The sequence below is a fragment of the Actinokineospora pegani genome (assembly GCF_009745975.1).
GTDB classification, from domain to species: Bacteria; Actinomycetota; Actinomycetes; order Mycobacteriales; family Pseudonocardiaceae; genus Actinokineospora; species Actinokineospora pegani.
Window position 1 is genome coordinate 1 of the sequence record NZ_WHOL01000120.1, and the last position, 12,443, is coordinate 12,443.

A 12,443-nucleotide genomic window follows, 5' to 3' on the forward strand; every position below is an offset into this window, starting at 1 on the left:
GCCTCCGGCCGGTTCGGGGTGACCTCGGAGTACCTGGTCAACGCCGACGACATCCAGATCAAGATGGCCCAGGGCGCCAAGCCGGGCGAGGGCGGGCAGTTGCCGCCGAACAAGGTCTACCCGTGGATCGCCCGCACCCGGCACTCCACCGCGGGCGTCGGGCTGATCTCCCCGCCGCCGCACCACGACATCTACTCCATCGAGGACCTCGCCCAGCTCATCCACGACCTCAAGAACGCCAACCCGGCCGCCCGCATCCACGTGAAGCTGGTCGCCGAGGCGGGCGTGGGCACGGTCGCGGCCGGTGTGTCCAAGGCGCACGCCGACGTCGTGCTGATCTCCGGGCACGACGGCGGCACCGGCGCCTCGCCGCTGTCGTCGATCAAGCACGCGGGCGGCCCGTGGGAGCTCGGCCTGGCCGAGACCCAGCAGACCCTGCTGGCCAACCGGCTGCGCGACCGCATCGTCGTGCAGACCGACGGGCAGCTCAAGACCGGGCGCGACGTCGTCATCGCCGCGCTGCTGGGCGCGGAGGAGTTCGGCTTCGCCACCGCCCCGCTGGTCGTCTCGGGCTGCATCATGATGCGCGTGTGCCACCTGGACACCTGCCCGGTGGGCGTGGCCACGCAGAACCCGGCGCTGCGGGCGAAGTTCTCCGGCAAGCCGGAGTTCGTCGTCAACTTCTTCGAGTTCATCGCCCAGGAGGTGCGCGAGTACCTGGCGGCGCTGGGCTTCCGGTCGGTCGAGGAGGCCGTCGGGCACGCCGAGGTGCTCGACACCCGCGCCGCGGTCGACCACTGGAAGGCCTCCGGCCTGGACCTGTCGCCGATCTTCTTCGTCCCGGAGCTGGAGCCGCGCGCGGCCAGGCACCGGGTCGTGGCCCAGGACCACGGCCTGGACAAGGCGCTGGACAACACGCTGATCCAGCTCGCCGAGGGCGCGCTGAACTCCGGCGACAAGGTGCGCCTGGAGATCCCGGTGCGCAACGTCAACCGGACCGTGGGCACGATGCTCGGCTCGGAGCTGACCAGGCGCTGGGGCGGCGACGGCCTGCCCGACGACACGATCGACATCACCTTCACCGGCACCGCCGGGCAGTCCTTCGGCGCGTTCGTGCCCAAGGGCATCACCCTGCGGCTGGTCGGCGACGGCAACGACTACGTGGGCAAGGGCCTGTCCGGCGGGCGGATCACCGTGCGCCCGCACCCGGGCGCGCAGTTCGCCGCCGAGCAGCACACCATCGCGGGCAACGTCATCGGCTACGGCGCCACCGGCGGGGAGATCTTCCTGCGCGGCAAGGTCGGCGAGCGGTTCTGCGTGCGCAACTCCGGCGCGCTGGCCGTCGTCGAGGGCGTGGGCGACCACGCGCTGGAGTACATGACCGGCGGCCGGGTCGTCATCCTCGGCCCGACCGGGCGCAACCTGGCCGCGGGCATGTCCGGCGGCGTCGGCTACGTGCTCGACCTGTCGGCGGTGCGGGTCAACCACGAGATGGTCGACCTGGACCCGCTCGACGCCGAGGACGCGGACTTCCTGCGCGACACTGTCGCCCGCCACGGCGACGAGACCGGCTCGGCGGTGGCGCGCGCGCTGCTGGCCGACTGGGACGCCGCGCTTTCCCGGTTCACCAAGGTGATGCCGAAGGACTACAAGCGGGTGCTGGTGGCGCGGGCCGCCGCCGAGCGCGACGGCCGCGACATCGACCAGGCGATCATGGAGGCGGCGCATGGCTGACCGGCGTCGGACCTCCCCCATGACCCACCCGTTCGGAACCCAGGAGGTGTTCTGCTGTGGCTGACCCGAAGGGCTTTCTCAAGACCCGGCGCGAGACCCCCGCCAGCAGGCCGGTGTTCCTGCGGCTCAAGGACTGGCGCGAGGTCTACGAGGAGAACTCCACCGCGGAGTTCCTCGCGGGCAAGGGCCAGGGCCAGGCGAGCCGCTGCATGGACTGCGGCATCCCGTTCTGCCACCAGGGCTGCCCGCTGGGCAACCTGGTGCCGGAGTGGAACACGCTGGTGTGGCGCGACGACTGGAAGGCGGCGGCGGAGCGGCTGCACGCCACCAACAACTTCCCGGAGTTCACCGGCACGCTGTGCCCGGCGCCGTGCGAGTCCGCGTGCGTCCTCGGGATCAACGACGACCCGGTGTCGATCAAGCGGATCGAGATCTCCATCATCGACCGGGCGTTCCAGGAGGGCTGGGTCACCCCGCGCCCGCCGTCGGTCAAGACCGGCAAGAAGGTCGCGGTCGTCGGCTCGGGCCCGGCCGGGCTCGCCGCCGCCCAGCAGCTCACCCGCGCGGGCCACGACGTGGTGGTCTACGAGCGGGCCGACGCCATCGGCGGGCTGCTGCGCTACGGCATCCCCGAGTTCAAGATGGAGAAGTTCCGCCTCGACCGCCGCCTCGCGCAGATGCGGGCGGAGGGCACCACGTTCGCCGCGGGCGTGGACATCGGCGAGGACATCACCGTCGAGCAGTTGCGCGCCGACCACGACGCGGTGGTCCTGGCGGGCGGCGCGACGGCGTGGCGCGACCTGCCCGCCCCCGGCCGCGAGCTCAACGGCGTCCACCAGGCCATGGAGTACCTGCCGGGGGCCAACCGGGTCGCGGCTGGCTCGCTGGCCGAGCCGCCCATCACCGCGGCGGGCAAGCACGTCGTGGTCATCGGCGGCGGCGACACCGGCGCGGACTGCGTCGGCACCGCCCACCGCCAGGGCGCGGCGTCGGTCACCCAGCTCGAGATCATGCCCCGGCCCTCGGACACGCGCACCGACGCGCACCCGTGGCCGACCTTCCCGATGCTCTACAAGGTCACCTCCGCGCACGAGGAGGGCGGCGAGCGCGTCTACGCGGTCTCCACCACCGAGTTCGTCGGCGACGACCAGGGCGACCTGCAGGCCGTGCGGATCACCGAGGTGGCCAACGAGGGCGGCAAGTTCGTCCCGGTGCCCGGCACCGAGCGCGACCTGCCCGCCCAGCTCGTCACCCTCGCCATGGGCTTCGTCGGCCCGGACAAGGGCGTCCTGCTCGACGACCTCGGCGTCGACCTGGACCCGCGCGGCAACGTCGCCCGCGGCGCCGACTACCAGACCAACGTCCCCGGCGTGTTCTCGGCCGGGGACATGGGCCGGGGGCAGTCCCTCATCGTGTGGGCGATCGCCGAGGGCCGCAGCGCCGCGGCTGGCGTCGACGCCTACCTGACCGGGCGGTCAGTGCTGCCGCGCCCGATCGAGCCGACGGACCGACCCCTGGTCTGACCCCCGCCTCGGCGACGGTCAACGGCGCCCGCACCGAGCCCGGCCCCCGCGGACAACGACGTCCGCGGGGGCCGACCCCTTCTCTGGCTCTTGCCCCGCGCTACGGCTCGGACCGGTCCGAGCCCTGGGCGGCGGTCTCCATCCTGGCCAGGAACGCCGCCACCTCGCCCTGCAGGGCGACGATCTGCTCCCGGGAGCTGCCCGAGGCCGCCAGGACGCCCTGCGGCACCCGCGCGATCCGCGGCCCGAGCGCCCGCCCGGCGCCGGTCAGCGCGACGGTGACGCTGCGCTCGTCGGCGGTGCTGCGCGCGCGGACCACCAGCCCGGCCGCCTCCATCCGCTTGAGCAGCGGCGACAGCGTCCCGGAGTCCAGCCGCAGGGTGGCGCCGAGGTCCTTCACCGACACCGGCTCGCGCTCGAGGAGGGCGAGCATCACCAGGTACTGCGGGTAGGTGAGCCCCAGGTCCTCGAGCAGCGGCCGGTAGCAGGTGGTCATCGCCCGCGAGGCCGAGTAGAGCGCGAAGCAGAGCTGCTGCTCGAGCCGCACCACGTCCGCCTCGCCCATCACTCACTCCTTCACGCCACCGAAAGCTGCACGTCGATGTTGCCACGCGTCGCGTTCGAGTACGGGCACACCTTGTGCGCTTCCTCCACCAGCTCCCGCACCTTTGCCTGGTCGACCTCCGGGATGGTCACGTGCAGGGCCACCGACAGCTCGAACCCGCCGCCGTCGGCCTTCCCGATCCCCACGGTCGCCTCCACCGACGACCCGTCGATCCTCACCTTCGCCTGCCGCGCCACAACCTGGAGCGCCCCGTGGAAGCACGCGGAGTACCCGGCCGCGAACAGCAGCTCCGGGTTCGGCTTGTCCCCACCCGGCCCACCCAGTCCCTCGGGAACCGCCAGGTCGAAGTCCAACACCTTGTCCTCCGACGCGACGTGCCCACCGCGCCCACCACCGGTCGCCGTCGCCTTGGCCTCGTACAGAGCCGCCATGACTGCCTCCTCCACTCGCCGTCCGAACTGTCGACACCGACGCTAGTGGACAATTAAATTGTGTACAACCAAATCGCCCGTGATGAACCCCATCGGGGAACCGGGAACACACGGGGGCTCAGCCGACGCGGGTGCGGAGCCAGTTCTCGGTGATCGTCAGCCGGGCCTGGTTGCCCAGGCTGCCCTGGGCCCCGGTGTCGTAGGCGTGGTTGGCGAAGGGCAGCTCGACCAAGGTCGTGTCGACGCCCGCGCGGGTGGCGCGGTCGGCGAAGTCCCGGACGCCCGCCGGGGGGACGACGACGTCGTCGTCCGGGGAGATGACCAGGGTGGGGGGCGCCGCGGGGGTGATCACGGCGGCGCCGGAGAGGGCTCGGTAGCGGTCGGGGACCTCGTCGGGGCTGCCACCGAAGTACGCGCGGCCCAACCGGCGGGTGTCGGTCGTCAGCGAGTCGCCGAGGGAGTAACCCTCGACGTAGCCGCCGACGGGGTCGACGGCGGGGTACTGGACGGCGACGGCCGAGGACTTGGGCACGGTGCCGCCGCAGGAGGACCGGGCCTGGTCGACGGCGGCCCGGTAGGCGTTGGTGATCGCCAACTGGCCGCCCGCGGAGTCGCCGAGGAGGGCGATCCTCGACGCGTCGCCGCCCCAGCGGGGGGCCTGGGCGGCGGCCCAGGTGAGCGCGCAGCCGACCTGCGGGCCCGCCACGTCCCAGGTGGCCCGGTCCGCCGTGGCCAGGGTGTACTCGACGCTCACGACGAGCCAGCCGCGGTCGGCGAACCAGCGCATGTCCTTGCCCCGGTCCAGCTCCGACCCGGCCACCCAGCCACCGCCGTGCACGTACACCAGCAGCGGCGAACCGGCCGCCGACGGGCGGTAGACGGCGGCGTGCAAGTCCTGCCCCGCCGGGGTCGTCGTGTAGACGAGGTGCTCGTCCGGTTCGGCCCGCGTCGACGGCGCGGGCACGAGCGCGGCGAAGGGGTTGACCGACCCGCCCGCGCTCGAGGTGGCCGACCAGATCATCCCGCTGATCACCAACGACGCCACCACCGCCAGGGCGCCCAGCCCCACCAGCGCCGACCCGACCCGGCGGAACCGCCGCCGCAGCAGCGCCGCGGCGCCGACAGCCACCAGTCCGACCAGGACGAACGGCGCGGCGGTGGTCGCGGCCACCGCCGTCCCGACGTCGCCGAGCAGCCCCAGCCCCGGCACGAACGCGCCCAGGCTCAACAGCAGCACCACCGCCACCCAGAACGCCACCACCACGACCGCGATGACACCCAGCACACCCGACACGACACCGCGCTCCCGAACCGCCACCACACCATCGTGGGCGAGTCGCAGGCCCCCCGCACGACGACGGCGCTCCCCGGGACGTCCCGGGGAGCGCCGTCGCGGTGGATCAGAAGTTGATCATGTGCCCGGCGAGGCCGTGCACGGCCTCCTTGACCGCCTCGCCCAGCGTCGGGTGGGCGTGGACGTTGCGGGCGACCTCGTGCACGGTCAGGTCCCACTGCTGGGCCAGGGTCAGCTCCGGCAGCAGCTCGGTGGCCTCGGGGCCGATGATGTGCCCGCCGAGCAGCTCGCCGTGGGTCTTGTCGCTGATCAGCTTGACGAAGCCGCCCGGGTCGGCCAGGCCGTGCGCCTTGCCGTTCGCGGTGAACGGGAACTTGGCGACCTGGACGTCGAAGCCCTTCTCCCTGGCCTGGGCCTCGGTGTAGCCGAAGCTGGCGATCTGCGGCTGGCAGTAGGTCGCGCGCGGGATCATCGGGAAGTCGAGCTCCATCGTCTCGACGTCGGCGATGGTCTCCGCGGCGATGACGCCCATCGACTCCGCGGCGTGGGCCAGCATCAGCTTGGCGGTGACGTCGCCGATGGCGAAGATGTGGCCGACGTTGGTGCGGCCGCGGCCGTCGACGGCGATGGCGCCGCGCTCGGTCAGCTCGACACCGGTGTTCTCCAAGCCGTAGCCCTCCACCCGGGGCTGGAAGCCGATCGCCTGCATCACCTTGTCGGTCTCCAGGACCTCCTCGGCGCCGTTCTTCGACACCGTCACGCGCACCTTGTCACCGGAGTCGTCGATCTTCTCCACGCGGGTGCCGGTGCGGACCTCGATGCCGAGCTTCTTGTACCGCTTGCCCAGCTCCTTGGACACCTCCTCGTCCTCCAGCGGGACGACGCGGTCGAGGAACTCGACGATGGTGACCTTGACGCCGTAGTTGTGCAGCACGTAGGCGAACTCGACGCCGATGGCGCCCGCGCCCGCGATGACGATGCTGTCCGGCAGCTCGGAGCTGAGGATCTGCTCCTCGTAGGTGACCACGCGCTCGGACAGCGAGGTGCCCGGCAGCAGCTTGGTGGTCGCCCCCGCGGCGATGACCGCGTTGCCGAACGTCACCGTCTCGGTGCCGCCGCCGCTGAGCTCGACCGAGATCGTGTTGGCGTCGGTGAACGAGCCGCGGCCCTCGAACTCGGTGATCTTGTTCTTCTTCATCAGGAAGTGGACGCCCTTGACGCGGCCGTCCGCGACCGAGCGGCTGCGCTTGTGCGCGGCGCCGTAGTCGAAGGTCACGCCCTCGGCGCCCCGCATGCCGAAGACAGCGGCCTCGTTCTTCACCAGGTGCGCCAGCTCCGCGTTGCGCAGCAGCGCCTTGGACGGGATGCAGCCGACGTTGAGGCAGACACCGCCCCAGTACTTCTCCTCGATGATGGCCGTGGACAGCCCCAGTTGCGCCGCGCGGATCGCCGCGACGTACCCGCCGGGGCCAGCACCGAGGACGACCACGTCGAAGTGTGTGCTCATGGTGCCCACGATATTGCCTGGCCGCGGCGGGCGCGGTGAGGGCCCGCTCAGCCCAGTCCGGCGGGTGACGCGCTGTGCCGGACCCGCAGCGGGGCGCCACCGACCGCGCCGCTGAGGCGGGCGGCGGGCAGGCCGACGCTGACCCGGCCCGCGCGCACCCCGGTCCGCAGCGCCCGCTCGATCGCGGCCACCACGAACTCGTCGGCCAGGTCGGGCTCCTCGACGTCGACGACCCTGCGCACGCGCACCCCGCCGGGCTCGGGCAGCTCGCCCGCCCCGACCAGGATCAGGCCCTGGACGGTCTCGCCGAACTCGGCGACCACCCGGGCGGCCACGTCGGCCAGCGACGCGTGCGCCACGACCTGGGTGTGGCTGTTGCGGTCGGCCAGGGTCTCCACCACGTCCTCGACCCGGTGCAGCGACTCCACGCCGTCGGGGACCACGCACCAGGCGACCTGGAAGCGCTGGGCCAGGGACTGCCAGCTCTCGGGCAGGTCACTGAGCCCGCGCACCGGACGGGGGACCAGGACGACGGCCGCGGGCCCGTACTCCAGTCCACGCCACAGCGGTGTGGCCGGGGTCGTCGGGGTCGTCGTTCTCGTTGCGTGCTCCTGCACTGGCGCCTCCTTGGTACAGCCCACCCTGATGGGTGGTTTACCCAGGACGGGTGGCTTCAATCACCATGACAGGCAGACGTGGTATTCGTCCCACATTGTGAGGAAAGGGAACAAAGCCCTCCCCCATATGGGGGAGGGCTTCGCGCTCACACCGCGGGCGGCTGTTCCAGCACCGCGAAGTTCAGGTGCCCGTCGGCGTCCTGCTGGACGTCGAGGACCTTGTCCGAGAGCAGGTCGGCCGCCCCCGGCTCCAGGAACACGTTGGCCTGGGGCTTGGGGGTCACCACCTGGTCGCCGTCGGTGGGCTCCTGGGCCAGGGCCACCGCGAGCGGGGCTCCGTCGGGCTGCTCGGGCTGGACCAGGGTGAACCGCAGGCCGCCGGAGTCTGCGATGCCGTCTTGCCGGGTCAGGGCGCTGATCGCGTCCGCTGCCGCTTCCGTTACCGCCAGCATGCACTGGCTCCTTTCCGTGTCGACCGGGTCCCGGGGTGGGGGGCCGGTCGCTGTTCGTCTCGAGTCGTGCGGCTTGCGCAACCCACGGTAGAGGGATCGCGCGACTCGCGCCGCGCGGAGCGGGCGACCCTGGCTTGCCCCCTCGCTCACGTGATCTTTAGAGTGGGGCCAGCGGTTGAGCAAGCAGCCGCAGCGCGCCGGATCGGTACTGCACCGGGTTCGGCGCTCGCGCGAAGCGAGAAGCTGCGAGTTGCCCGACCCGCACAGCGCCGTCCCGGCGTTCCCGAACCGCTTCGCGCGACCAGGTCCAGATTGGTCGACGGTGGAGGAACGACGATGGCCAGCGCGGTGCGAAGACCGCTGTCGTGCGGTGGAGGCGGCCGGTGAGCCCCGACCACGACAGTGCCGTCTCGCGGCTGCGGTCCGAATTGGACGGTCTGCGTCGGGCGCTGCGGACCAGGGCGACGATCGAGCAGGCCATGGGTGTGCTGGTGGCGCTGCGCCGGTGCGCGCCCGCCGAGGCGTTCGACGCGCTGGTGCGGTTGTCCCAGCAGCACAACACCAAGCTGCACCGGGTCGCGCACCTGGTGGTGGCGATGTTCGCCGAGCCGGGCGCCGAGCCGCTGGAGTCCTACCTGCGGCGGATGACCGGCGAGGGCGAGCTCGAGGCCGAGGCGCCCGCCCCGGACCCGGCGGTCGTCGACGACGACCTGGTGGCCCTGGCCAGCGGGCTGGCCTCGGCCTCGGACCCGGCGGAGCGCGAGCGGGCGGTGTACAAGCTGTACCGGCTGCTGCTCGAACGCGGCTGGGCGCCGCCCTACGAGGTCCTCGGCTCGATCGCCGAGGACCACGAACCGGCGTGATCCGCTCGGCGCCGGCAACCTTGGTCGCGCGCGGTGCCGAGCAGACCTGACACGATGGGAGCGCGGGGCGCAAGCCCCGCGCGAGCGATGGGAGCACGATGAGCGACAGCAGCCGTGAGGTGTCCGAGGACGCCGCCGGGTTCGCGCCCGCGGTGGACGACCGGATCCGCTTGCGGCTGGCCGCCGACCTGGCGAACCTGCCGGTGGTGCGGTCGGTCGCGGGGACGGTGGCGGCCATCGCCGACCACGACATCGATGCCATCTCCGACCTCAAGCTGGCCGTGGACGAGGTCTGCTCGACGCTGATCACCCGGGCCGCGCCCGGCGCGGCGCTGGAGTGCTCGTTCGCCAGCACCGGCGACGAGGTGTGCTTCGAGGGCGCCGTCACCGTCCGCGGCGAGCAACAGGCGCGGGTGGACACCTCCTCGTTCGGCTGGCGGGTGTTGACCACGCTGACCGACCGGGTCGACACGTGGGCCGGTCCGGGCCCCGAGGGGTTGCCGACACTGCACATCTGGATCGCCCGAGCACGCACGGCAGGGGGGGCAGCGTGAACAAGACCCCTGAGAGCGGCGGCCGGGCGAGAGAGCGGGGCGACGGCGGCCACGAGTACCGCCACCTGGCGCCCAAGTTCACCGAGCTCGCCGACCTGGCCGAGGACGACCCGCGCCGCGAGGCCGTGCGCGACGAGCTGGTCACCGGGCACCTGCCGCTGGCCGAGCACATCGCCACCCGCTTCGCCCACCGCGGCGTCGCGCGCGAGGACCTGGTGCAGGTCGGCACGGTCGGCCTGATCAACGCCGTGGACCGGTTCGACCCCACCCGGGGCATCGACTTCCTGTCCTACGCGGTGCCCACGATCATGGGCGAGGTCCGCCGGTACTTCCGCGACAGCGCCTGGTCGGTGCGGGTGCCGCGCAGGCTCAAGGAGCTGCACCTGACGATCTCGGCGGCGGGCAACGAGCTGTCGCAGCGGCTGGGCCGGGCGCCGACGCCCAGCGAGATCGCCGCCCACCTGGGCATCCCGAAGGACGAGGTCTACGAGGGGCTCGAGGCCGGGCAGGTCTACCAGTCGGTGTCGCTGGACGAGGCGCTGTCCTCCGGCGAGCCGGACTCCGACCCGCTGGCCGACACCCTCGGCGAGGACGACGCGGGCCTGCTGGGCATCGAGGACCACGAGTCGCTGCGCCCGCTGATCGAGCGGCTGCCCGAGCGCGAGCGGCGCATCCTGATGCTGCGGTTCTTCAAGAACATGACCCAGACCCAGATCGCCGAGCGGGTCGGCGTGTCGCAGATGCACGTGTCCCGGCTGCTGACCAAGACGCTGGAGACGCTGCGCACGGGACTGGTGGACCAGTCGGAGTGATCCCCCGGCTGGGGTGCGTGGGACATGCCACCGCCCCACCGGGCGGTTCACCCGGCGGGGCTCGGCCCACGCCGTCGTGCTCGATCAGGTGGTGCTCATCCGGTGTCCGGGAGGGGCGCGGGGACGGTGTGGGGCGGGGGCCCTAGCTGGCGGCCTTGGTCTTGCGCGAGCGGGCGGCGTAGGCGGCGCGGCGCTCGGCCTCGTCCAGCCCACCCCAGATCCCGTACGGCTCGATGACCGTCAGCGCGTGCTCCCGGCACTGCGCCAGCACCGGGCACGCCGCGCAGACCTCCTTGGCGCTGCGCACCCTGGCCGCCCTGGCCTGGCCGCGCTCGGCGTCCGGGTGGAAGAAGCGGGCGCTGTCCATGCCCCGGCACGAACCGCTGCGCTGCCAGTCCCAGGTGTCGGCGATCGGTCCGGGCAGGCGGGTCACGTCGCTCATCTCGGGGCTCCCCTCGTCGCTTGTTGACGCCGTGATACCCGAGCGGTTGCGCGACCAAACAACGTGTGGGAGAAATTCCCAGCCGGGTTGAGCAGGACTTTCCCGCCGTCGGCGACGCTGACGGCGTCCGGCTCGACCAGGCGGCCTGCGGAGGGTGACGTGGCGCGACCGATTTGGCACGGAGCGATCAATTTCGGCCTGGTGACTGTCCCGGTCGACATGTTCGGCGCGACCGAGGACCACACCGTCAGCTTCCGCCAGTTCGAGCGGGGCACCTCCGACCGCATCCGCTACAAGCGGGTGAACGAGCGCACCGGCGACGAGGTCGCCTACGGCGACATCGTCAAAGGCGCGGAGGTCGGCGACGGCGAGTACGTGATCATCGAGCCGGAGGAGCTCGACCAGATCGCCCCCGGCCGCTCCAGGACCATCGACATCTCCAGCTTCGTCGCCCTCGAGGAGATCGACCCGATCCACTTCCAGAAGACCTACTGGCTGGCCCCGGCGAAGGAGGAGTACGGCAAGGCCTACGGCCTGCTGCTGCAGGCCATGCGCAAGACCGGCCGCGCGGGCATCGCCAACTTCGTCATGCGCGGCAAGGAGTACCTCACCGCCGTCCGCGCGGGCGACGACGACCTGCTCCTGCTCACCACCCTCCTGTTCGCCGAGGACCTGCGCGACCCGGCCAAGGAGCTCAAGTCCCTGCCGGAGATCACCCCCGCCCGGGGCCGCGAACTGGACATGGCCGTCACCCTCATCGACTCCATGACCGACGACTGGACCCCCGAGGACTACGAGGACACCTACGCCCGCCGGGTCGAGAAGCTCATCGAGGACAAGAAGGCGGGCCGCGAGGTGGTCGCCGAGGACGCCCCCGCCCACCCCACCAAGGTCGTCGACCTCTTCGAGGCCCTCAGCAAGAGCGTCGAATCCCGCAAACGCCGCCGCTCGGACACCCCCTCGAAGCGCGCCGCCGCGAAACCGTCGGTGGACCTCAGTAACCTCACCAAGGCCGAACTAGACAAGATGGCCAGGGAACTCGACGTCAAGGGCCGCAGCAAGATGACCCGAGACCAACTCCAGGACGCGGTCGCCACAGCGTCCACGAGCGCCCAGGCCTCCTGACCACCCGGAGTACGAAGGTGCCAACCACCCCCGAACGCCGCTGCCCCGAGTGCGTGGCCGCTGTGGCCCACTGCCACGGCACCCTCATCCAGGCCGCCGCCCCCGAGTGCACAGACACGACGTGCGCCGACCTGGACATCGCCCTTCACCCCTTGGTGATCAACCTGGCAGACCTCACTCCCGTACGGTCACGGTCGGTGGCCTGAATTCCCGATAGGGGGAAAGCTGTCCACAGGCCCGCTGGAGGCCCTGGATTGTCAGACCTCGGGATTAGCCTTGATATCGGAACGGCGCGCGAGGCAGCAGGCGGTCGGCATGTGCCCTCTCCCACGCACCCGCCCACTGCGTCTTCTCCGGGGTCTCGCCGGTTGGCCCGACGTTGGTCTTGCGACAGCAGGGCCAGGCCGCGCGGGGTGTTGACGGAGCCGAGTGCGCGTCTCAGGCCGGGGCCCGCCGCGGCGTAGTTGAGCGTCGAGCAGCACGAGCGTGGCCGCCACGGCGTTGGCGGGCGGCTGGCTCAGCTT

At 72.0% G+C, this 12,443-nt stretch carries 13 protein-coding genes; 6 read left to right on the plus strand and 7 right to left on the minus strand.

The genetic code is table 11. The features are described from left to right. Positions 1-1,734 (plus strand): glutamate synthase-related protein (locus tag GCL84_RS25820; protein WP_235926723.1); only part of this gene is annotated, 1,734 nt, incomplete at its 5' end. A 56-nt stretch (positions 1,735-1,790) separates the two neighbouring features. After that, positions 1,791-3,257, plus strand: coding sequence for a glutamate synthase subunit beta (locus GCL84_RS25825; RefSeq protein ID WP_156758162.1), 1,467 nt, complete (start codon positions 1,791-1,793; stop codon positions 3,255-3,257). A 100-nt stretch (positions 3,258-3,357) separates the two neighbouring features. On the opposite strand, the gene GCL84_RS25830 is transcribed toward GCL84_RS25825, so the two are convergent. The 6 genes from GCL84_RS25830 to GCL84_RS25855 all read right to left on the minus strand — a co-directional run bounded on the left by GCL84_RS25830 (position 3,358) and on the right by GCL84_RS25855 (position 8,123). Next, the gene (locus GCL84_RS25830; protein WP_156758163.1) at positions 3,358-3,822 is read right to left on the minus strand and encodes a MarR family winged helix-turn-helix transcriptional regulator; all 465 of its coding nucleotides are present in this window, start codon (positions 3,820-3,822) and stop codon (positions 3,358-3,360) included. An 11-nt stretch (positions 3,823-3,833) separates the two neighbouring features. Then, positions 3,834-4,253: an organic hydroperoxide resistance protein gene (locus GCL84_RS25835; protein ID WP_156758164.1), complete on the minus strand. Its 420-nt coding sequence runs from the start codon at positions 4,251-4,253 to the stop codon at positions 3,834-3,836. Positions 4,254-4,371: 118 nt separating this feature from the next. Beyond that, positions 4,372-5,571 (minus strand): alpha/beta hydrolase, encoded by a 1,200-nt coding sequence (locus tag GCL84_RS25840; RefSeq protein ID WP_156758165.1) that lies wholly within the window; start codon positions 5,569-5,571, stop codon positions 4,372-4,374. Between the two features lie 82 nt (positions 5,572-5,653). Continuing rightward, positions 5,654-7,054 (minus strand): dihydrolipoyl dehydrogenase, encoded by a 1,401-nt coding sequence (lpdA, locus tag GCL84_RS25845; RefSeq protein WP_156758166.1) that lies wholly within the window; start codon positions 7,052-7,054, stop codon positions 5,654-5,656. Between the two features lie 47 nt (positions 7,055-7,101). After that, positions 7,102-7,671 carry a hypothetical protein gene (locus tag GCL84_RS25850; protein WP_156758167.1) on the minus strand — a complete coding sequence of 190 codons (570 nt, stop codon included), beginning with the start codon at positions 7,669-7,671 and terminating at the stop codon, positions 7,102-7,104. 146 nt (positions 7,672-7,817) lie between these two features. Then, positions 7,818-8,123, minus strand: a complete 306-nt coding sequence (locus GCL84_RS25855; protein ID WP_156758168.1) for an iron-sulfur cluster biosynthesis protein — start codon at positions 8,121-8,123, stop codon at positions 7,818-7,820. Positions 8,124-8,506: 383 nt separating this feature from the next. Here GCL84_RS25855 and GCL84_RS25860 point away from each other — a divergent pair, with 383 nt between their 5' ends. The 3 genes from GCL84_RS25860 to GCL84_RS25870 all read left to right on the plus strand — a co-directional run bounded on the left by GCL84_RS25860 (position 8,507) and on the right by GCL84_RS25870 (position 10,352). Further along, the gene (locus GCL84_RS25860) at positions 8,507-8,986 is read left to right on the plus strand and encodes an ANTAR domain-containing protein (protein WP_156758169.1); all 480 of its coding nucleotides are present in this window, start codon (positions 8,507-8,509) and stop codon (positions 8,984-8,986) included. Positions 8,987-9,084: 98 nt separating this feature from the next. Beyond that, positions 9,085-9,540 carry an ATP-binding protein gene (locus GCL84_RS25865; protein WP_156758170.1) on the plus strand — a complete coding sequence of 152 codons (456 nt, stop codon included), beginning with the start codon at positions 9,085-9,087 and terminating at the stop codon, positions 9,538-9,540. Continuing rightward, positions 9,537-10,352 (plus strand): SigB/SigF/SigG family RNA polymerase sigma factor, encoded by an 816-nt coding sequence (locus GCL84_RS25870; protein WP_156758171.1) that lies wholly within the window; start codon positions 9,537-9,539, stop codon positions 10,350-10,352. The genes GCL84_RS25865 and GCL84_RS25870 overlap by 4 nt, the downstream gene beginning before the upstream one ends. A gap of 142 nt (positions 10,353-10,494) precedes the next feature. On the opposite strand, the gene GCL84_RS25875 is transcribed toward GCL84_RS25870, so the two are convergent. Next, complete coding sequence (locus GCL84_RS25875; protein ID WP_156758172.1) at positions 10,495-10,794, minus strand: WhiB family transcriptional regulator; 300 nt, start codon at positions 10,792-10,794, stop codon at positions 10,495-10,497. Positions 10,795-10,953: 159 nt separating this feature from the next. On the opposite strand from GCL84_RS25875, the gene ku reads away from it, so the two are divergent. Beyond that, entirely contained in the window at positions 10,954-11,919 is a 966-nt protein-coding gene (ku, locus tag GCL84_RS25880) for a non-homologous end joining protein Ku (RefSeq protein WP_156758173.1), read from the plus strand. Positions 11,920-12,443: the final 524 nt, after the last annotated feature.